This window comes from Bacillus sp. WP8 (assembly GCF_000800825.1).
In the GTDB taxonomy this organism is placed as follows: Bacteria; Bacillota; Bacilli; order Bacillales; family Bacillaceae; genus Bacillus; species Bacillus safensis.
This window is the reverse complement of the sequence record NZ_CP010075.1, coordinates 3489917-3509994: the sequence shown is the minus strand read 5'-3', so window position 1 is coordinate 3509994 and position 20078 is coordinate 3489917. Positions and strand designations below refer to the sequence as shown.

Sequence of the window (20078 nt, the reverse complement as noted above, 5' to 3'; positions counted from 1 at the left end):
TCACTTTCTTTCGAATTGACACACTTTTTTCACAATATTTTGAAAACGCTTAACGCACGCACAAAGGGAGGAAACAACATTGAAATCGGTTCGCTTGCCATCTATGGTGGAGATCATCGCCGTACTAGGTTTATTTTTGGCGATTGTCTTATCATTTACTATTTATTTTGACTTGGATATTCAACTGGCTTTATTTATTTCTTGGTTTTTAGCAATTGGGCTTGGTCTTCATTTAGGATACTCATATAAGGATTTACAGGGTGCTATTACAAAAGGGATATCAAATGGATTAGATGCTGTTTTGATTTTACTTGCTGTAGGTGCTTTAATTGGAACTTGGATCGCTGGCGGGGTCGTACCGACACTGATCTATTATGGTCTTGAATTTATTCATCCAAATATCTTCTTACTGGCAACACTCATTATTTGTGCCATTATGTCTGTCGCAACAGGGACATCTTGGGGAACAGTTGGTACAGCTGGTATTGCCATGATTGCCATTGGTGAAGGTTTAGGGATTCCTCTTCCAATCGTTGCAGGTGCCGTCTTGTCAGGTGCTTATTTTGGAGACAAGCTTTCTCCACTGTCAGACAGTACAGTTCTCGCCTCGTCCTTATCAAAGGTAGAAGTTCTGGCGCATGTAAGAGCAATGATGGTGTTATCCATACCTGCCTTTGTTATTACAGCTATTATGTTTACGGTCACCGGCTTTATCTATGGAGGACGTAATATTGATCAAGAAAAGGTTGAATACTTAAAGAATGCGTTGCTCGATACATTCAATATTAATGTATGGATGCTCATTCCAGCTCTAATTGTTGTCGTTTTACTTGTCATGAAAAAGCCTGCTCTGCCGGTTATTGCAATCGGTGCTTTGTTTGGGGCGATCTGGGCCTTTGCTTTTCAAGGTGCGAATCCTAGTGATGCAATTGGTGCAGCATACAATGGATTTTCAATTCAATCAGATGTAGACTTTCTAAACCAGCTTCTCAATCGTGGTGGAATGGTCAACATGCTTGGCTCTTTGGTAGTGATTATCCTTGGGCTTGGTTTCGGGGGAGTTTTAGAACATCTGGGTGTATTGAAAGTCATTGTCTCAACCTTTGAGAAAAAACTGCACAATGCGGGAAATGTTACTCTTTCCACTATTCTTGTCGCATTCTTTGCTAACATTTTTGGATGTGCGATGTACGTATCAATTATCCTTACACCAAAAATTATGGAAAAGAGCTACGATAAATTAAAGTTAGACAGACGAGTTTTATCCAGAAACTCTGAGGTCGGTGGTACGCTTACTTCTGGTATGGTTCCATGGTCAGATAACGGTATTTACATGGCAGGAATTCTTGGCGTATCGACATTCTCTTATTTACCATTTATGTGGTTGAGCTTTGTCGCCATTGGTCTTGCGATCATTTACGGATATACGGGCAAATTCATTTGGTACGTGAAAGATCAACAAGAAAGAGAAGAATCGGCCTCATAAGCCGTTTGCAAAAGCCGCTCCTGCACGGGGCGGCTTTGTTTGTCCTAGGACCGAGAGACTATATGTGACATATAGCAAACGAACAGGAATTTAGGCCTCCTATAAAAGAGGTCAAAAGGGGGAGTGTGAAGCAGAGTGAAAGCATATTTATCCCATAAAAAGGGCACAAATCCCTATTCAAACATGAGTCTTTGAACCTTATAATAACAATATTGGAAAAAGTGCTATTCACCTTACGCTCGTTTAGAGGGACTCTAAGCAGCGTTTTTATTTTTTGACAGGAGGAGGAACCCATATGAGCTTATCGGATATGCTGTCTGCCCTTAACGGTGGCATTTCAAATAAAAAAGCAGAAATTGAAGAGAAAATCGCTCGGCTCAAAAAGGCGAAAAGCAAGATTGAACGTGAACAAGATGCGGCAGAAACAGATTTAAAGCAAATCAAGCAGCCAAAGCTTGGGACCTCTTGGAAAGGTGAGCGAAGCCAGGATTTCAAAACAGACCGAAATGAAGCACATGATGCGCTGCAAACGATCGTGAACGATAAATACCCACGCTATGTGAGCCGTATCGAATTCAAAATCAGTACATTAGAAGCAGAACAAGCTGCGTTATCCTTTGCCAGTTCCTTAGCTGGAGACGCCGCACGCCTTGCCGAAAAAGGAGAAGACGCAGTAGAGGACGCAAAACGCTTGATCTCAAAAGCATGGAGCAGCTTGTAAGCAAGCTTCATGCTGAACAAATCTGGAGGATATCACAATGGGACAAATTAAGTTAAACTACCAAACAGTCATGGATAAACTAGATGAAGTCTCCCAAGCAGTCGAAGCTTTAGCGATGAAAAAAGCAGCAGATAAAGCGGGTGAAAACAGCCTTGAATTTGTAAGCAAGTGGACGGCACGTGAAGCAGAGGTGAGCGAAATGGTTTCAAGCTTTAAAGAAGCCCTAATCAAAAACGTTCAGGATACACGTTCTAACGTGAAAACATTAAAAGAACAAGACGAAGCGATTGCTGCAAAATAATCAGCACAATCGCTTTTATTTATGGATATCATTTACATGAAGTAATTATAGTTACAAAGACTCATATAAAATACAGGGTGTAAGACCTTGTATTATTCCGTTTTTCTTCCAAACGCGTCGCTAAAAGGACACCTTTTCCCTATTTAAGCCTGAGGCTTTTCACCTTATACTATACTTAATGAAAGCAGAACGATAGAAATGTCAGGATTGGAAAAATCAAGTGAGTCGATGGTTTCCAAAGGTGCTCACGCCGTGCTTTCGTATGAGGTCAGATAGAGGTGGATGACATGAGTTTATCCGAGATGCTGCACCATCTGCATATGGGAATTGAGAACAAACGTGCAGAATTTGACGAAATGATCTCTCGGTTAAAGACAGCCAAAAGCAATATTCGAACAGAACAAGATCTTGCCCAGTCAGATATCAAAGAAATCAAGAAGCCTGCTCTAGATTCGTCATGGAAAGGCGAGAGAGGAACCGACTTTCATCGCCACCGAAAAGACGCTTACAGCGTGATGCACGACATCGTCAACGATGAATATGAAAAATATATAACAGAGATTGACCAAAAAATCTTACACTTTGAATTGAAAAAAATGGAGCTGGCCGTTGCCAGTAATTTTGCAGGAAGAGCTCAGGACGTGATGGAAAAGGGCGAGGATTTTGCAAAGGACGTTAAACATTTGATTGAACGGGGCTGGAAAGCTCTTTAAAACCATAAACGAAACAGCCGTCTCATTAAAGGGCGGCTGTTTTTTTGTTTAGTCACATCCACCACCGCCGCTATCACCTGAATCACTCCCGCAGGAGGCGTCAGAAGCGTGATGGGTATACGAATCAGTATATGTACTTGTCGTTGAATTATGATGTGCAGAACGCTTAGCAGATGCACGTTTATCCTTTGGTGTGAACAAGCTGGCAATGATGGCTCCTAAAAAAGCTAATATGATAATGACAACAAACATAAAAGCATCCCTCCTCTAGTTTCATATTCATACGAATGAGCCATATCTAGGTTCCCGATTTGAAAGAAAAACTGGGCAAAGAGTTCTATTTTCGTTTATGATGATAGGCAAAAGTAAATGCCAAGGGAGGAGAGCCCATGCTATCTCTACGTCAGGAGGAGCTTCTGAAAAGATTGATGCAAGCGGAGCAGGAACTGACAAGTGAAGAAATTGCCCGTGTGATCGGAGTCACATCACGAACCATCCGCACAGATATGAAAGCGCTTAAAAGAATCTTAGAAGAACATGGTGCCGCACTGCATATTAAACGCGGGGCAGGGTATACATTGAGTGTTGAAGATTATGGGGCATTTCGTACATTTTTGAAAAAATCATTGAGAGAAAGAAATGAGAAAAAGGAACAATTCATTCCCAATCAGCCTGAGGACCGCGTGGCTTATCTATTGAAAAGGCTGCTTTTGTCAGAAGACTATATCAAATTAGAGGGATTGGCAGAGGAATTATTTGTGAGTGAATCCACAGTGAAAAATGATTTAAAAGCTGTCAGGCATTTGTTTTCATTGCATGGACTTTCTATATCGCACCGCCCTAAATATGGACTGCGTCTGACAGGCGATGAAATGAAATTAAGATATTGTATGGCAGAGCATGTATTTCAGCAGGATCAAGCGAACTCTGCACTGTTACCTGAAGAAACGTATCAACTGATTCAGGACATCGTGCGTTCACGTACAAAAGCCACCGGGCTTCATTTATCAGAAATCGGTTTAAGTAATTTAGTGACCCATATTGCCATCGCATGCAAACGAATAGAAGAAAAAAAGCTGGTTAAGATGCCAGAAGCGGAATTGAGAGAAATTCAAGTGCAGCCAGTTTTCCAGATAGCTCAACAAATGACAGAAGATATTCGCCGCGTATTAGCGATTGATTTTCCGTTATCTGAAATGGCGTACATCGCAATTCACTTAATGGGGGCAAAGATGATGGCATATGGAGAGGCTGGCCATACGCTATTTCATCTGCTGGACGAAGATCATTTTCGTTTCACTCACCAATTGCTTGCTTATGTGGAGGAGCATATGTCACTTGATATTCAGTTTGATAAGGAGCTGATCGTTGGTTTAAGTCTTCATTTGCGTTCCGCCATTCATCGTTTTAGATACGATATGAATATTCGAAATCCCTATTTACCAGACATTAAAAGGCACTATCCCATTGCGTTTGAGGCGGGTGTTTATATGGGCAGGTGGCTGAAGGAAAAAGAGGGTGTTGAGATTCCTGAGGATGAAATCGGATATTTGGCACTTCATATTGGAGCTGCAATCGAGCGGACAAAAACACAGCATGTGAGAAAGACATGTCTTATTGTGTGTGCGACGGGTGTCGCCAGCAGTCAGCTTCTTCTTCATAAGCTCACGGCGGCTTTTAGCGGAAGACTGGAGATCGCTGGAACTGCAAGTGTCGGGGAACTTCCTTCATATGATTTGAGAAGCATTGATTTTATTATTAGTACCATTCCGCTACAGAATACATTGCCGGTACCAGTAATTGATGTACATACGATTCTAAGTGACGATGATATTGTCCGGCTGAAACGATTTGTGCAAAATTCACAGGATACAGGGGTTTTACGGTATGTGAGTCCGGCGCTGACATTTTTTCAGCAAGACCTTCAATCAAGGGAAGAGGTTCTTCAATTTTTCGTGAACGTGTTAAAGGAGCAGCATCGAATCCCAGACGAGTTTGAACAATTATTGCTAGAAAGAGAGCAAGTGTCACCCACCTCTTTCGGTCATTTGGTTGCGATTCCTCATCCAATTAAACCAGCAACAGATGACACGTTTTGTGCAATCTGTACGTTAAAAAAGCCGGTGCTGTGGGGAGAAGATCGAGTACAAGTCGTTTGCTTATTAAGCATCCAGAAGACGTATCAAAAAGAATTACAGTCGCTTTATCAATTTCTTGTGCGGCTGACAGAACGGAAGGAAGTGGTGGAGCAGCTTATCAAAGCCTCTTCATTTGAAGAATTGACAGCAGCTCTTCAAGTATTGGAGCAGCCAAATGAAAAAACGCGACACCCATTTCCGCATCTGTGAGGAAAAAGATTAGATGTTAATGAAAGCGCTTTTAAAATAACATCAAAAAGGAGGATGATCACGAGTTTGTGCAAAGGGGGAGACGGATCATGAGCTTCAAGGAGAAAGCGGCAGATGTCATGGGGCATGTGGCTTATCGCATCACCAATCAGAAATATATTATGGCGATTAAACAGGCATTTGTCACACTGATGCCGATCATCATTACAGGAGCTTTTGCTGTACTGGTGGCGAATATGATCATGAGCCCGGAAACAGGGCTTGCTCATTTTGAGATATTCAGGTTTTTAGCAGAGCTTCAGCCTATTATGAAGGCAATCAATTATGCCACGCTGAACTTTTTAACCATTGGGGCTGTGTTTCTCATTGGGATTGAGCTTGGGAAAATCAACGGGCACAAGTCGCTGTTCCCAGGATTGATGGCGTTGATTTCATTTATATCCGTTATTCCAACGACACTTCTTCTTGAAGTTGATGGATCGATGCGTGAGGTTGTAGACGTGTTGGCAAGACAATTTTCCGATCCAAAAAGCTTATTTTTAGGGATGATCATTGCGATCGTATCTGTGGAAATCTTTTGTAAGCTGACTGAGGTGAAATGGCTGCAAATCAAGATGCCAGATTCGGTTCCGTCGAATGTGGCAACGTCTTTTTCATCACTTTTTCCTTCTATCATTACAATTACGATCATTAGTTCATTCGGGTTTGCATTTCATCGTGTGACAGGCATTTATTTGCATGAAGCAGTGTATAACGTTGTGCAGCGTCCGCTAGAAAGTGTTGTGCAGGGGCTGCCAGGGATTTTAACGTTGATGTTTGTGGCACAATTTTTCTGGGTGATCGGCATCCATGGCAACCAGATGATTAAGCCGATCCGGGAGCCGCTCTTATTAGGATCAATTGCAGTGAATATGACTGCATTTCAAGAGGGAAAAGAGATCCCGAATATTATCACGATGCCGTTTTGGGATGTGTATATGAGCATCGGCGGTTCAGGTGTGACCATTGGTCTTTTGATTGCGATTTTTATTGCTGGGAGAAGGGAAGAGATGCGAAGCATTGCCAAGCTCTCATCAGGACCCGGACTGTTCAACATCAATGAACCCGTTATTTTTGGATTACCCGTCATGCTAAACCCTGTGATGGCGATCCCATTTATCGTCACACCGCTTGTGACAGGTACGATTGGTTATATTGCGACGGCTACAGGATTCGCTGGAAAAGCGGTCGTGATGGTGCCGTGGACGACACCGCCGCTTGTGAATGCATGGCTGTCAACCGCTGGCAGCATGGGAGCCGTCATCACACAGCTTATCTGCATTGTGGTTGCTGTTTTCATCTATTTACCGTTTGTTCTCTTGTCTAACCGCAAGCCAGAAGCAGCACCAGATTCAGAATAAACATTCAGACAAAGAAAAGGGAGGCGGCAACATGAACAGCATTGAGATTCCAAGAGATTTTATCCTAGGTGCTGCGGCTTCTGCATGGCAGACGGAGGGCTGGAAGGGAAAGCGGGCGCATCAGGACTCGTACATCGATTTATGGTATAAGGAAGGGTATCACGTATGGCACGAAGGCTATGGGCCGGCTGGTGCAACGAATTTTTACGAGCGCTATCCTGAGGATGTAGCCTTAATGAAAGAGATTGGGCTGACACATTACAGGACATCGATCAATTGGTCGAGATTTCTCATAGATTACGAGAATGGGATAGTGGATGAGGCCTACGCTCGTTACATTGATGATCTGATCAATGAATTAATCGCAGCAGGTGTAGAACCGATGTTTTGCTTAGAGCATTATGAGCTTCCTGCCGTTTTGCTTGAGAAGTACGGCGGATGGTCATCAAAGCATGTCGTTGATCTGTTTGTTCTCTATGCAGAAAAAGTGTTTGAGCGCTACGGAGACCGGGTCAAGCATTGGTTTAGTTTTAATGAACCGATTGTTGTCCAGACACGCGTTTATCTAGATGCTATCCGATATCCGTATGAGCAAAATACGAAGAAATGGATGCAGTGGAACTATCATAAAGCACTGGCAACAGCAAAAGTGGTGAAGCTGTTTCAGGAGATGGGTTTGAAGGAATCGACAGGAGCCAAAATTGGGGTGATTCTCAATCCAGAAGTGACGTATGCAAGATCGTCTGCTCCGCATGACCAAGAAGCGGCACGTATGTATGATTTGTTTTTTAATCGAGTGTTCTTAGATCCTTCCATCAAAGGGGAGTATCCAGAGGAACTGATCGATGTGTTGAAAAAGCATGATATTCTTTTCGATTCCACAGAGGAAGAGCTTCAAATCATCAAGAATCATACGGTAGATGTCGTCGGACTTAACTTGTACTATCCGCATCGTGTCAAGGCGCCGAGTAAGGCTTGGAACGAAGGGACGCCTTTTCATCCATCCTATTATTACGATATGTTTGAGCTTCCAGGGAGAAAAATGAATCCTTTTAGAGGCTGGGAAATCTACCCGAAGATTGTCTACGATATGGGGATGAGGATAAAAGAAGAATACGGAAATATTGAGTGGTTTGTGGCCGAAAATGGCATGGGTGTAGAAAAGGAAGAACGGTTTAAAAAAGAAGACGGTATCATTGATGACCAGTATCGCATTTCATTTATCAGCCAGCATTTGAAGCGGGCACTTCAAGCGAAAGCAGAAGGATCAAATTGCACGGGCTATATGCTTTGGGCATTTACAGACAATGTCTCACCGATGAATGCCTTTAAAAATCGCTACGGCTTAGTCGAAATCCAGCTGGAAAATGAACGAAATCGACAGCTGAAAGCATCTGCGTATTGGTACCAGACATTAATCAAAACTAGGGAACTGACAGTTGAAACAGAAGTCATTTATCAATAGGAGTGATGGGATATGAAACGAATCATTCTCGCTTGTGCAGCAGGAATGTCGACGTCCATTGTGGTGTCGAAAATGAAGGCCGCCGCAGAAGCTAAAGGGCTGGATTACTATATTTATGCTATACCTGAAGGAGCCATTGCGGATGAACTAGAAGAGCATGGAGAGGATGTAAAGGCGATTTTACTTGGACCGCAAGTAAGTTTTATGAAAAAAGCAGCAGAAAAAACAGCGGCACCTTATCAAATCCCTATCGATGTCGTCAATGTGAGGTTATACGGAACAGCAAACGGAGAAAAAATCCTAGATCATGCACTGAAACTAGCAAATGAATCTTGAGTAATTGGAGGAGAAGCAGATGACGGTATTAGAGGAAATGCAGGGAGCAGCCTTTCAAATCATTGCCCATGCAGGCGAGGCAAGAAGTCATTATGTAGAAGCGATTCGCCTAGCAAGAGCTGATGATTTTGAAAAAGCGCAGCAGTTGATCGAAAAAGGGGAGGAAGCGTTTCGAAGCATCCACAACCTGCACTTGTCGCTGATTCAAAAAGAAGCGGCAGGTGAACAGCTTCCGTTTTCTTTACTGCTGATACACGCAGAAGATCAAATGCTCACAACAGAGACCATTCATCTGCTCGCCATCGAGATGATCGAAATGTGTAAAAAAATGAATACCCTGTCAAAATAGATATCAATGAATAACCAATTTCTGTTATAATCATTCGGTAGATAAAGAGAAAGCAGGATTGGTGAATGAAGAAAACATGTATGCTGATGACGGTTGGTCTTATGCTGCTGCTCATTTCGGGCTGTATGGGAATGAAGGAGCAGGCGGAAGGAAGCCAGCAAGTCGTCAAAGAGGAAAAGGGTCCATTACAAACAAAAGATATGCATCAGAAAAAAGAAACGGCAGTGATAAAGACACAAAACTGGATGAAGCAAAAGGAGCCGGTCGAGCTTCCGATTTTGATGTATCACAGCATCTCAAGCGGTAACTCGTTACGTGTGCCAAAGAGCGAATTTGCATCTCATATGAAATGGCTGAAGGACAACGATTATGTCACACTGTCGCCAGAAGAGGTGTACCGCGTTTTCACAACAAATTCGATGCCAAGTAAGAAGAGTGTCCTCATTACATTTGATGATGGATATACGGATAACTATACAAAGGCATTTCCGATTTTAAAGCAGTATGGAATGAAAGCAACGATTTTCATGATTGAGCAATCCATTGGCCGTCCGAATCACTTAACGGATGAGCAAATGGATGAGATGATCGCACATGGGATCTCGATTGAGAGTCATACGATTCATCATTTAGAGCTCAATCAATTATCAAAGCAGCAGCAGGAAGAGGAGTTAAAAGGATCAAAGACATTCTTTGATCAGCGATTTTCTCAGCGTACGAGAATGGTCAGCTATCCTGTCGGGCGCTATAATGAAGAGACGTTGAAGCTGGCGAAGGAAGCCGGATACCAAATGGCTGTTACCACTGAACCAGGACATGCGAAGAAGGAACAAGGCATGATGTCCTTGCACCGCATCCGCATTTCACCGGGACTTTCACCAGAAAGCTTTGGCAGGCTGGTTGAAGCGAAGTAACGATCAATGTTTCACATGAAACATTTTACGACAAGTTTCATCAAAATGAATCATGATATATCTTGGTCTCAAATGTCATGACAAGAGACACTTAGATGGACAGAACTTTCATGACCATGGGAGTTCTGTTTTTGAAAAAAATACTGCATTCAAACACTACATCTTATGAAACACCTCAAAGAAAATCTTCAAGTATCAAGCCCACCAATGAAGAAACAATCAAATTTGTTGAGCATCACAAAAAACTGAAGAAACACTACATTGAAAAACCAATTGAGAACAGAAAGGGAGAGGGAAATATGTCAAACTTTGTTGGAATCGACCATGTTCAACTAGCTGCCCCAAAAGGCAGTGAAGAGAAAGCTCGCTTGTTTTTTGGTGAAATTTTAGGGATGAAAGAAATACCTAAGCCTAGTAATTTAGCTAAACGAGGAGGTGTCTGGTTCCAATGCGGTCATCATCAGCTTCACATTGGCATTCAAGAACATTTTCAAGCTGCAAAGAAAGCTCATCCAGCTTTTCTTGTAAAGAGCCTATCAGAATTAAAAGAGGTATTATTGAAGCATCAGATTAGTATAAAAGAAGATGAGCCATTGGAGGGAGCCAATCGGTTTTATGTAGAAGATCCATTTGGGAATCGAATTGAGTTTTTAGAGAGAAGAGACTAGAAGACAAAAATAAGGCTGTCGAGGAAATCTCGACAGCCTATTTGTTATTGATAAACGGGATAGCCCGTCATTTTGATATCTTTCCCGAGTGGTTCCACGGCGAGTTGATCCAGTTCAATGGCATCACTCATGAGGCGTATGCCTTCGCCTCCGAAAAAGGAAGGGGAAAGTCGTCCGCCAATGAGTTTAGGCGCCATATAGATGACCAATTTATCTACAAGCTGCTGTTCTAAGAAAGAGGCGTTAATCTGGCCGCCGCCTTCAATCATGAGGGAGGAGATATTTTTTTCTCCCAGCACTTGAAGCACTTCCTGCAGGAGAACCCGCGTGTCGCTGTCAGTCATAAAGACACGGACGCCAGCTTCTTCTAAAGCCGCTCGTTTTTCCTCATCGGCTTGCTTTGTTGTAAAAATCCATGTAGGTGCCATCTGATCTGTGACGATCTTTGCTGTCAGTGGTGTAGACAGCTTAGAGTCTAAGACAATTCGAATCGGATTGTTTCCATTTGGAATCCGCGCAGTTAATGAAGGGTCATCGTGAATGACGGTTTGAGCACCGACCAAAATCGCATCATTGATACTGCGGATATGGTGAGCATCATAACGGGATGTCTCAGATGTAATCCACTTGCTGTCAGACGTGGCAGAGGCGATTTTTCCATCTAAGGTAATGCCCGCTTTGAGCGTCACGAAAGGTGTTTTTTTCGTAATAAAGTGATTAAATACTTCATTCATCAGTATGGATTCGTGTTCCAGTACGCCCGTGATGACTTGGATGCCCGCGTCTTGTAAAATGGCTATCCCGCGGCCAGCGACAAGTGGATTCGGATCAAGTGCCGCGACGACAACGGTTTCGACGCCGGCTTTCACAAGTGCTTCCGCACAAGGGCCTGTGCGCCCATGGTGGGAACAAGGCTCAAGGGTCACATAAATCGTGGCTCCTTTTGCCTTGTCTCCAGCCATGTTGAGTGCATGAATTTCAGCATGCGGTTCACCGGCTTTCATATGAGCGCCGACTCCAACAATCTCATTCTCTCGCACAATCACAGCCCCGACGAGCGGATTCGGAGATGTCTGACCTTTCATTGCCCGTGCATTATCAAGGGCTAGCTTCATATATCGCTCATGATGTGGCAATCGTACGCACCTCTTGCTCCGCCTTCATGTGACCTGAGCGGTTGATTTTTGTTTGCAAGTATTTTTCGTTAAATTCAGAGATATCTCCCCAAAGCGGAATGCGTCCAGAAAGAGATAAACCTGCATGGCTGATCGCATCTGTCTTTTTCGGGTTATTGGTAATGAGTCTGACCGGTTTTGTACGAAGTGTTTGAAGAACAGCAATGGCTTCTTCGTATTGACGTGTGTCATCTTCAAAACCAAGTGCTTCGTTCGCTTCTACTGTATCATAGCCGTTTTCTTGAAGAATATAAGCCATGGCTTTACTGAAAAGACCAATGCCGCGGCCTTCATGATTGGCTAAGTAAAACAGGGCTCCTGCGCCATTGTCCTCAATCATTCGCATAGACTGCTTCAATTGGAATCCACAGTCGCAGCGCTTGCTTCCGAAAATATCGCCAGTGTGGCAAATGGAATGCATACGGATAAGAGCTTCGTCAGCGTGCTCGAAATCCCCATACACAAGAACGCTTGACTGCTGATGATCAGCCAGCTGGCGGGACGAAAGGCTTTCAATTAAAGCTTCATCTGACAGTGGCTCTTTTCCATCGTCTTTTAACCATGAATACCAGTTAAACATCACGGTTCTTCCGTCTAAATTCACTGGCAGTTTAATGGGTCCAGTGATATAGATATACCCGTCTTCTTGCTGTACTCGATTGATTTTATCTTTTAATATGGCTGTTTTAAGCTCTGTGTGTTTGTCCATATTCTGCACCTTCTTTTTAGTCTGTTTCTTCAATCTGTAAACGAACGAGAACGCCAAATGGATCAACAAATTCGCTGCTTTTTCCTGTCGTGTTGACTTGAGTGCCTGCTTTTGTCAGACGTTCGACGACGGATTGTCTGTCTGCTTCTTCTGGGAAAACCAGTGTATAGCTTCTAATTCCTGAAAAACGTGGATCAATGGCTCCTTTTGGTCCGCGTCCCCATGCATTAAAGGCAAGGTGGTGGTGGTACACACCAGCGGCGATAAATACGCTTGCTGGTGGAGCCATTCGGATATGAAAACCGAGCGTATTGACATAAAAGGAATCCGCTTCTTCTGGGTTGAGATGGAAATGCAAGTGTCCCATCACTGTACCGGCAGGGAGTCCTTCCCATGTGGTATCAGCAGCTTCTTGCAGGAGTCCATCTCCATCAAGCGGTGCATTTCCGCCACCTTTCAGTTCTCCATGCTCACCGACCCAAATGTCCTGAGGACGGTCAGCATAAATTTCTACGCCAATGCCGTCAGGATCACTTAAATAAATGGCTTCACTGAAAAAGTGATCGCTTGCTCCAATTAAAGGATAGCCTTTTTTGATTACATGTGCCAGCCATGTGCCCAGGTTTTTTCTGGTAGGTAATAAAACAGCAAAATGATAAAGTCCTGGCTCATGATCAGGCTTTTCTTTCAGTTGTGCATCTTCTTTTAACAAAAGAATCGGTTCCTTTGCATTGCTGCCAAGTGTCACCGTGGAATCTGTCTTTTCTAATATAGAAAATCCTAAAATGTCTGTATAAAAAGGTAAAGAACGATCAAAGCTGGACACATGTAATTCTGTTACACCCAGCCTTAGCTGCTCAATTGTCTTCAAGCTCGGTCATCTCCTTCATGATATATGCATCGGCATGTTCAAATGTTTTTGAAAATCTATAAAAAATGAATACCTTGTTACTTTTAGTAACTAAACTATATAATAGTTAGTGACTTATTTCAAGTAATTAATTGTGTTATAATAAAAAAAAGAGAAAAAAGCAGGAGGGAGTAAGATATGGCTCAAGTAGATGGCTGTCCAATTACAGATGCCATGGAGATTCTAGGCAAGAAGTGGGTCATTCTCATCATCAATCAGCTTCTGACAGGGCCTAAGCGTTTTTGTCAGCTTGAAAATGAAATGAACATCAGCGGAAGATTACTATCAGAAAGGCTGAAGGATTTAGAAGCTGAGGGACTTGTTGAGAAAAAAGTATACCCCGATATTCCAGTACGGATTGAATACGAATTAACAGTTCAAGGGAAGAAAATTGAACCGATTATTCGTGAAATGTATGCTTGGTCTTTAGATCGTAAACACAGCAAAATAGAGGAACATGCTTCATCTTAATCCATTTCGATCAGTGTGTCTGATCGAAATTTTTTTGTGTGATTTTCCAGAAAACTAAGACAATAGTATGAAAAATGATGTTGACAATCATTTCATGCATTATATAATATCAAGGAGAAGAGGGTTCTTTTCCCTGTAATGGAATGGAGGTTATGCCATGGTATTATAAATGGGACAGATTGCCTAAAACTCGTATCAATCCATCATTTAGAAGCAGACATCTTTGACTTTTAGGAAGCAAAGATTTATTTTTTTAACTCAATTGATAATGATTATCATAATCATCTATAAGTGTGTTCCAGCACTTGTGAAGGTTATTTTTTTTATTATCTATTGAGAATAATTATCAATATCATTTAGGAGGGTTCACATGAAAGTCATTCGTTCAACATCACCCGTATTATTATTCCTTAGTTTTGTTCTATTATTTGCTCTAGCTCCTGTTAGCTCGGCCTCAGCAGCTGGCTTAGCAGATGGTCAATATTCAGCGCAATATGTGGTATGGAAGGCAGATAGCGATTCGACTTCAACAGCGAATACGTATTTTGAAAAACCAGCCAAGCTTGTCGTAAAGGATGGAAAAATCAAAGCGCAAGTCACGTTAACGAATAGCTCTTGGATCACAAGCTTTAAAACGCTCGATCAAGGTGTCTACAAAGATGCGAAGGTGATCAGTACAAATACAGCTGCAAATAAGAGAACCGTAGAATTCAATGTGAACAGCCTGACTGAGGTCTTACCAGCAAAAGTGAGTGTGACTGTACCAGCCATCGGATATACAGGCAATTACGACATTCGCCTCAAGTTTGATGCGCCATCTGTTCAATAGAAAGGGAGGAAATTCGCTTGATGAAAAAAAGAATGAGGCTGTCAGTCTTCATGGCGGTTTTTTTACTGGCACTTATGCTGCCTTTTTCAAACGCACAGGCTGCTGCATTAAAGGATGGTACATACTCCGTCAATTATACAGTGCTAAAAGCTGAAGGAAATGCGGTCTCAATGGCAAATGATTATTGGCTTAAGCCAGCAAAAGTGATAGCGAAAAATGGGAACCTGACAGTACAAATGACGATTAAAAATAGCAGCTGGGTAACGGAATTTAAAGTGCCGGGAAATGGCGGCTATGTTGATACAACTGTTCTCTCAACAAATAAAAAAGCCAATACAAGACTCGTTCAGTTCCAAGCTCAGAGCTTGTCTAAACCGATCAAGTCAAAAATTCATGTCACTGTAAAATCTGCTGATTATGATCATGATTACACCATTCAGCTGAAATTCGATGAAAGCAGCATCAAGTCACTTTCGTCTAACAGTGCAAATCAATCAACGGGTGCAGAAGAAAGTAAGCAGCCAACAAAAGAATCAACGAAAAAAGCTGATTCATCCACAACGAAACAAGAAGAAAATCCTCAAACGGGTGATACAAGCCAAACAGGGTGGCTCCTTGTGCTTGTCTTATGTTCTGGCGGGTTTTTAGCAAGAAAGTGGATCATCAAGCATTAACGGAAGGAAGTGTCACCATTTGAAACGTCTTTTTCATCTAAAGGCAGCCATTCTGCTTGTTTTATTCAGTTTGTTGACTGCGTTTCAGATTCCTCAAGGAACAGCTCAAGCGGCATCATTCGTTGATGGGGAATACACAGTCGGATTCACCATTTTAAAAGATGGTACCTCAGAAGCGTCTATGATGGATACCTATACAGAAAAGCCAGCTAAGCTGATTGTGGAAAATGGCAAGACAACAGCTTATGTCACACTGAAGCAAAGCAAAGAAATAACAGATTTCAAGGTTGAACAAAATGGTGCTCTCGTTACCACTGAAACGGTCAGTGAGGACGAAACAGCCAATACACGTGTGATCAAATTTGATGTCGCCGACTTATCAGCGAAATTAAACGGCTGGGTGAAAATTTACTGGGATTTAGGCGGCTTTATTTATGACGAAGCATATGACGTACAGCTTGCATTCGATCAAAGCAGCTTAACACTCGTTACGCCTGCAAAACCAGACGATAACGAAACAAAACCAGATGATCAAAACGGTACAAAACCAGACGACAATGAAACTAAACCGGATGACCAAAACGGTACAAAGCCAGATGATCAAAACGGTACAAAGCCAGATGATAACGAAACAAAGCCGGATGATCAAAACGGTACAAAACCAGACGATCAATCGACAACACCAGGCAATAACAATGGCACAAAACCAGATGATTCTGCGCAAAATCAATTAAAAGATGGCGTATATCGTATCAATTACAGTGTGCTAAAAGGGGATACGGATGAGGCATCTCGAATGAATCAATACTTCTCACATCCCGCATCCTTAACCGTCAAAAATGGAAAGCAGACCATTTCCTTTACAGTGAAGGATCATAAGTCTGTCGCTTCTTTGAAAACAGAGAAAAACGGTTCTTATCAAGAAGCAAAGACAGTGAGCACAGATGAAGCGAAGAATACAAGAGTGGTTTCATTTGATACTGCTGATTTGAAAAAAGCGGTGAAAGGAAAAGTGCACATTGTAGTAGCAGCCGCTAACTATGACCAAACCTACGATATTCGTTTTCAATTTGACTCAAAGAGTATCGCTCCAGTGAAGGACGGGCAGGTGGTAGAGGAAGAAACACCAGCTACACCAGAAACGCCAAAACCAAATACACCATCACCAGAAACAAATAACAGCGGAGCTGATCAAGAGACTACTCAGCTAAAAGATGGTGTATACAAGCTTCCTTTCTCAATGAAGAAAGCAGACAAGGATGAGCTTTCCCGCATGAACGATTACGTCGTGAGCCCTGCGACACTGGTTGTGAAAAATGGCCGCCATTTCGTTTCATATAAAGTGAAAAACAGCTCAGCCATCACGTCATTCCAAGTAGGAACAGGCGGAAAATTTGAAGAGACACTTGTCGCGAAAACAGATCAAAAAGCAGATACACGTGTCATTCAATATGAAGCAAAAAGTTTAAGCAGTGCTCAGGCTGCACGCGTAAAAATTGATATTCCAGCTGCGAACTATCATGAGCAGTACGATGTCAAACTTGTCTATGACACAAAAGGAATCGCTCTCGGTGAGGGAAGCGGAATTTCAACGGTCATTGGAGACGATGAGAGTATCGGATTTGTCAAAAATCCAAATGATCACGATTCTCAAACAACTCAACTTGAGAATGTAGCGCCAGAGGAAACGGGTGCGGAGCAGATGACATTTACGCCATCAGATGACCAAACCAAATCTGAGTCTGGACAGCTGAATCCGAAAACGGGAGATACTTCTCTTCTTTGGGTGTATATTCTTTTATTCGGCGGTTCGTTATTCGTACTCGTCAGAAAATATCAAACACGGACAAGATAGTTCGTTTTATTTTAAGTGAGATGCGCCTTTTTCCTCGGCGCATCCACTCTCTTTTTTCGAAAGGAGGCTTCTGTTTTTGAAGCATCGAATGTTATGTACCTTGATCGCTGCCTTCAGTGTGTGCATGATCTTATCGGGCTGCTCACAGTCAGCTGAAAGCTCAGCAAAAGGCAAAAAAAGCGCTGAATCAAGTGAGCGTATTGTAGCAACGACTGTAGCTGCCGCGGAGATCATGGATGCTTTAGAGGTTGATCTTGTCGGGGTGCCAACAAGTCAAAAATCCTTGCCAGCTCGTTACAAAGGACTGCCAGAAGTCGGCAATCCCATGAGCCCGGACATGGAAATCATCCAATCACTTCAACCGACAGATGTCCTGTCTGTCACAACCCTTCAATATGATTTAGAGAAACCCTTTCAGCAAGCAGGTGTCCCTGCCACATACTTAAATCTCGAGAGTATGGCCAACATGGAGAAGGCCATCACGAAGCTTGGGGATAAGTATGACAGGAAGAAGCAGGCTGAGCGCATTGTGTCTGCGTTTGAGCAAAAAAAGAAAGACATACAAGAGAAGACAAAAGGAAAACGCAAGCCGTCCGTTCTGATTTTGCTTGGTGTGCCAGGAAGTTATTTGGTGGCGACAGAAAATTCATATATTGGTGATCTTGTACGTATCGCAGGAGGAAAGAACATTGTGGAAGGCGAGAAAATGGAGTATTTGGAATCCAATACGGAGTATTTACAAAAAGCGAATCCAGATATCATACTCCGAGCCGCACATGGGATGCCGGATGAAGTCGTCAAAATGTTTGATCAAGAATTTAAAAAAAATGACATCTGGAAACATTTTAATGCAGTCAAACAAGACCGGGTGTATGACCTCGAAGAAAGCTTATTCGGGACAACAGGCAATTTAAAGGCAGCAGAGGCATTAGATGAATTGACTCGTATGTTGTATCCGTCATAAGTTTGCGAATCTTAATGATAAAAGGACGTTCAAGATGAAAAAAACAGGATTTTTATTTTTGATAGTCAGTCTCTTACTGGTCTGCGTGTTTATTTATTCAGCCATTACTGGGAGCATTCATGTGACCCCAATTGAATTATTAGAAGGGCTCATCACCGGTCAACATGCACAGGTAGAAATCATTAAAGATTTGAGAATCCCCCGCGTGCTCATCGCGATGTTTACAGGGGCCGCCTTATCTGTCTCCGGTGTACTGCTGCAGTCGGTCATGAGGAATCCGTTAGCTGATGCCGGCGTCATTGGGATTTCATCAGGAGCCAGCTTCTTTTCATTAATGGCGATTACAGCGCTTCCTCAATTTTATTTCTACTCACCTTTATTTTCGGTATTAGGCGGGGCGATTGCGTGTTTCCTCGTATACGTTCTATCTTGGAAGGGTGGTTTAAGCCCGATCCGCATGATCTTAGTTGGGATCGCCATCAATGCCATGTTTACTGGAATGGCTGAAGCTTTTGTGACCATTTGCAGCTATTTCAATATCACAATTAATCAGTCAGGACAGTCGAATCTCACGATGAAAACGTGGGGAGATGTCCGTTTAATCGGTGTTTATGGTGTCGTTGGCCTTGTCGTGGCACTCTTCTTCAGCAGATGGTGTAACCTGTTGGCTCTTCAAGACAAGACAGCGAAAAACTTAGGATTGCGTGTGACTAGAATGCGCCTTTTGATTTCCATCACAGCCGTTTTACTTGCGGCAGTGACAGCAGCAGTAGCGGGCGTAATAGCCTTTGTCGGCTTGCTCATTCCGCACATTTCAAGAAGGCTTGTCGGCTCGGATCACCGGGTACTGATTCCATTTTCTGCGTTAAGCGGGGCTTTGCTTATTTTGACGGCTGATACGCTTGGCAGGACGCTTGTGGCGCCAAATGAGATTCCTGCTTCTACGATCATGGCCGTGATTGGCGGGCCGTTTCTGATCTTTTTATTAAGAAGGGGGGACCGTCTCCATGGACATTCGTGAGGTGTCATTCTCATATGACCAGCAGAAGGACATCGTTCAATCGGTCACAACACAGATTGAAAAGGGGAAAATCACAACCATTATCGGTCCAAATGGCTCGGGAAAATCCACACTGCTTTCCTTAATGGCAAATAATCATTGTCCAAATAAAGGGCAGATACACTTAGACGGGCAAGCGCTGAATGCGTTCAAGCCAAAGGAGCTGGCGAAAAAGCTGGCTGTCGTCCATCAGCAAAATGAAGCACCGCTTGATGTAACGATCGAACGGGTCGTGGCATTCGGCAGAACGCCGTACCAGACAATGCGCGGAGGAGACAAGGAAGAGGATGAGAGAGCGATAGAGTGGGCGCTGTCCAGTACAAAGCTAACGGACAAACGAAAGGTGCCGCTCGCCTCACTGTCAGGTGGAGAGCGGCAGCGTGTATGGATTGCGATGGCACTTGCGCAAAAAACACCGATCCTTTTCTTAGATGAACCGACAACTTATTTGGATATCTACTATCAATTTGACATTCTTGAGCTGATTCGTGAGCTGAATGCCAGGCATGGATTAACCATTGTCATGGTGCTCCACGATATGAATCAGGCTGTCCGCTACAGCGATATCATCATAGCGATGAAGGATGGACAGATTATCAGTGAAGGACAGCCAAACGATGTGTTAACAGAGGAAAACGTGCGGCACATTTATGATGTGTCCGTGACGATTAGACAGGATGCAGAAACAGGAATGTACATCGTGCCTGTTGGCATATAAGCTGGGTAAAAA

22 protein-coding genes are annotated in these 20078 nt (G+C 43.0%); 18 read left to right on the top strand and 4 right to left on the bottom strand.

Annotation, left to right across the window (positions count from 1 at the left end):
* Positions 1-79: 79 nt before the first annotated feature.
* The 4 genes from nhaC (at position 80) to QR42_RS17740 (ending at position 3221) form a co-directional block, all read left to right on the top strand.
* Positions 80-1486 carry a Na+/H+ antiporter NhaC gene (nhaC, locus tag QR42_RS17755; RefSeq protein WP_039182550.1) on the top strand — a complete coding sequence of 469 codons (1407 nt, stop codon included), beginning with the start codon at positions 80-82 and terminating at the stop codon, positions 1484-1486.
* Positions 1487-1781: 295 nt separating this feature from the next.
* Positions 1782-2207 carry a YwqH-like family protein gene (locus QR42_RS17750; RefSeq protein ID WP_039182548.1) on the top strand — a complete coding sequence of 142 codons (426 nt, stop codon included), beginning with the start codon at positions 1782-1784 and terminating at the stop codon, positions 2205-2207.
* A gap of 37 nt (positions 2208-2244) precedes the next feature.
* On the top strand, positions 2245-2508 hold the full coding sequence (locus QR42_RS17745; protein ID WP_039182545.1) for a YwqI/YxiC family protein: 264 nt from the start codon (positions 2245-2247) through the stop codon (positions 2506-2508).
* A 287-nt stretch (positions 2509-2795) separates the two neighbouring features.
* Positions 2796-3221 (top strand): YwqH-like family protein, encoded by a 426-nt coding sequence (locus QR42_RS17740; protein WP_039182541.1) that lies wholly within the window; start codon positions 2796-2798, stop codon positions 3219-3221.
* Between the two features lie 48 nt (positions 3222-3269).
* On the opposite strand, the gene QR42_RS17735 is transcribed toward QR42_RS17740, so the two are convergent.
* Positions 3270-3473, bottom strand: a complete 204-nt coding sequence (locus tag QR42_RS17735) for a hypothetical protein (RefSeq protein WP_039182539.1) — start codon at positions 3471-3473, stop codon at positions 3270-3272.
* Positions 3474-3610: 137 nt separating this feature from the next.
* On the opposite strand from QR42_RS17735, the gene QR42_RS17730 reads away from it, so the two are divergent.
* The 7 genes from QR42_RS17730 to QR42_RS17700 all read left to right on the top strand — a co-directional run bounded on the left by QR42_RS17730 (position 3611) and on the right by QR42_RS17700 (position 10701).
* Positions 3611-5569: a BglG family transcription antiterminator gene (locus QR42_RS17730; protein WP_039182536.1), complete on the top strand. Its 1959-nt coding sequence runs from the start codon at positions 3611-3613 to the stop codon at positions 5567-5569.
* 89 nt (positions 5570-5658) lie between these two features.
* Positions 5659-6969 (top strand): PTS sugar transporter subunit IIC, encoded by a 1311-nt coding sequence (locus tag QR42_RS17725; RefSeq protein ID WP_039182533.1) that lies wholly within the window; start codon positions 5659-5661, stop codon positions 6967-6969.
* 31 nt (positions 6970-7000) lie between these two features.
* A complete protein-coding gene (locus QR42_RS17720) occupies positions 7001-8434 on the top strand; it encodes a glycoside hydrolase family 1 protein (RefSeq protein ID WP_039182530.1) in 1434 nt (477 codons plus the stop codon).
* A 12-nt stretch (positions 8435-8446) separates the two neighbouring features.
* A complete protein-coding gene (locus QR42_RS17715; RefSeq protein ID WP_039182527.1) occupies positions 8447-8770 on the top strand; it encodes a PTS sugar transporter subunit IIB in 324 nt (107 codons plus the stop codon).
* A gap of 19 nt (positions 8771-8789) precedes the next feature.
* On the top strand, positions 8790-9119 hold the full coding sequence (locus QR42_RS17710) for a PTS sugar transporter subunit IIA (protein WP_024423898.1): 330 nt from the start codon (positions 8790-8792) through the stop codon (positions 9117-9119).
* A gap of 65 nt (positions 9120-9184) precedes the next feature.
* On the top strand, positions 9185-10033 hold the full coding sequence (locus QR42_RS17705) for a polysaccharide deacetylase family protein (protein ID WP_039182524.1): 849 nt from the start codon (positions 9185-9187) through the stop codon (positions 10031-10033).
* 299 nt (positions 10034-10332) lie between these two features.
* Positions 10333-10701: a VOC family protein gene (locus tag QR42_RS17700; protein ID WP_039183384.1), complete on the top strand. Its 369-nt coding sequence runs from the start codon at positions 10333-10335 to the stop codon at positions 10699-10701.
* Between the two features lie 44 nt (positions 10702-10745).
* Here the strand turns inward: QR42_RS17700 and ribD are convergent, their stop codons facing one another.
* From ribD to QR42_RS17685, 3 genes are read right to left on the bottom strand one after another with little or no spacing between them, the layout of a single operon-like run.
* The gene (ribD, locus tag QR42_RS17695; protein ID WP_039182521.1) at positions 10746-11837 is read right to left on the bottom strand and encodes a bifunctional diaminohydroxyphosphoribosylaminopyrimidine deaminase/5-amino-6-(5-phosphoribosylamino)uracil reductase RibD; all 1092 of its coding nucleotides are present in this window, start codon (positions 11835-11837) and stop codon (positions 10746-10748) included.
* Positions 11824-12585, bottom strand: a complete 762-nt coding sequence (locus QR42_RS17690; protein WP_039182518.1) for a GTP cyclohydrolase II — start codon at positions 12583-12585, stop codon at positions 11824-11826. The genes ribD and QR42_RS17690 overlap by 14 nt, the downstream gene beginning before the upstream one ends.
* Before the next feature lie 16 nt (positions 12586-12601).
* The gene (locus QR42_RS17685) at positions 12602-13456 is read right to left on the bottom strand and encodes a VOC family protein (protein WP_039182515.1); all 855 of its coding nucleotides are present in this window, start codon (positions 13454-13456) and stop codon (positions 12602-12604) included.
* Positions 13457-13633: 177 nt separating this feature from the next.
* On the opposite strand from QR42_RS17685, the gene QR42_RS17680 reads away from it, so the two are divergent.
* The 7 genes from QR42_RS17680 to QR42_RS17650 all read left to right on the top strand — a co-directional run bounded on the left by QR42_RS17680 (position 13634) and on the right by QR42_RS17650 (position 20066).
* Positions 13634-13966, top strand: coding sequence for a winged helix-turn-helix transcriptional regulator (locus QR42_RS17680; protein WP_039182512.1), 333 nt, complete (start codon positions 13634-13636; stop codon positions 13964-13966).
* 370 nt (positions 13967-14336) lie between these two features.
* A complete protein-coding gene (locus tag QR42_RS17675; protein ID WP_039182509.1) occupies positions 14337-14795 on the top strand; it encodes an NEAT domain-containing protein in 459 nt (152 codons plus the stop codon).
* Between the two features lie 20 nt (positions 14796-14815).
* Entirely contained in the window at positions 14816-15469 is a 654-nt protein-coding gene (gene isdC / locus QR42_RS17670) for a heme uptake protein IsdC (protein ID WP_039183381.1), read from the top strand.
* A gap of 19 nt (positions 15470-15488) precedes the next feature.
* Positions 15489-17324 (top strand): NEAT domain-containing protein, encoded by a 1836-nt coding sequence (locus tag QR42_RS17665; RefSeq protein ID WP_039182505.1) that lies wholly within the window; start codon positions 15489-15491, stop codon positions 17322-17324.
* 76 nt (positions 17325-17400) lie between these two features.
* Positions 17401-18288: a heme ABC transporter substrate-binding protein IsdE gene (isdE, locus tag QR42_RS17660; RefSeq protein WP_039182502.1), complete on the top strand. Its 888-nt coding sequence runs from the start codon at positions 17401-17403 to the stop codon at positions 18286-18288.
* A gap of 34 nt (positions 18289-18322) precedes the next feature.
* Positions 18323-19309 (top strand): FecCD family ABC transporter permease, encoded by a 987-nt coding sequence (locus QR42_RS17655; protein ID WP_039182499.1) that lies wholly within the window; start codon positions 18323-18325, stop codon positions 19307-19309.
* On the top strand, positions 19296-20066 hold the full coding sequence (locus QR42_RS17650; protein WP_039182496.1) for an ABC transporter ATP-binding protein: 771 nt from the start codon (positions 19296-19298) through the stop codon (positions 20064-20066). The genes QR42_RS17655 and QR42_RS17650 overlap by 14 nt, the downstream gene beginning before the upstream one ends.
* Positions 20067-20078 lie beyond the last annotated feature (12 nt).

Bases quoted from the DNA above. Each gene is read 5' to 3' on its own strand.
- QR42_RS17750 (WP_039182548.1), top strand. From the start codon at position 1,782: ATGAGCTTATCGGATATGCTGTCTGCCCTTAACGGTGGCATTTCAAAT.
- QR42_RS17745 (WP_039182545.1), top strand. From the start codon at position 2,245: ATGGGACAAATTAAGTTAAACTACCAAACAGTCATGGATAAACTAGAT.
- QR42_RS17740 (WP_039182541.1), top strand. From the start codon at position 2,796: ATGAGTTTATCCGAGATGCTGCACCATCTGCATATGGGAATTGAGAAC.
- QR42_RS17735 (WP_039182539.1), bottom strand. From the start codon at position 3,473: ATGTTTGTTGTCATTATCATATTAGCTTTTTTAGGAGCCATCATTGCC.
- QR42_RS17730 (WP_039182536.1), top strand. From the start codon at position 3,611: ATGCTATCTCTACGTCAGGAGGAGCTTCTGAAAAGATTGATGCAAGCG.
- QR42_RS17725 (WP_039182533.1), top strand. From the start codon at position 5,659: ATGAGCTTCAAGGAGAAAGCGGCAGATGTCATGGGGCATGTGGCTTAT.
- QR42_RS17720 (WP_039182530.1), top strand. From the start codon at position 7,001: ATGAACAGCATTGAGATTCCAAGAGATTTTATCCTAGGTGCTGCGGCT.
- QR42_RS17715 (WP_039182527.1), top strand. From the start codon at position 8,447: ATGAAACGAATCATTCTCGCTTGTGCAGCAGGAATGTCGACGTCCATT.
- QR42_RS17710 (WP_024423898.1), top strand. From the start codon at position 8,790: ATGACGGTATTAGAGGAAATGCAGGGAGCAGCCTTTCAAATCATTGCC.
- QR42_RS17705 (WP_039182524.1), top strand. From the start codon at position 9,185: ATGAAGAAAACATGTATGCTGATGACGGTTGGTCTTATGCTGCTGCTC.
- QR42_RS17700 (WP_039183384.1), top strand. From the start codon at position 10,333: ATGTCAAACTTTGTTGGAATCGACCATGTTCAACTAGCTGCCCCAAAA.
- QR42_RS17690 (WP_039182518.1), bottom strand. From the start codon at position 12,585: ATGGACAAACACACAGAGCTTAAAACAGCCATATTAAAAGATAAAATC.
- QR42_RS17680 (WP_039182512.1), top strand. From the start codon at position 13,634: ATGGCTCAAGTAGATGGCTGTCCAATTACAGATGCCATGGAGATTCTA.
- QR42_RS17675 (WP_039182509.1), top strand. From the start codon at position 14,337: ATGAAAGTCATTCGTTCAACATCACCCGTATTATTATTCCTTAGTTTT.
- isdC (WP_039183381.1), top strand. From the start codon at position 14,816: ATGAAAAAAAGAATGAGGCTGTCAGTCTTCATGGCGGTTTTTTTACTG.
- QR42_RS17655 (WP_039182499.1), top strand. From the start codon at position 18,323: ATGAAAAAAACAGGATTTTTATTTTTGATAGTCAGTCTCTTACTGGTC.
- QR42_RS17650 (WP_039182496.1), top strand. From the start codon at position 19,296: ATGGACATTCGTGAGGTGTCATTCTCATATGACCAGCAGAAGGACATC.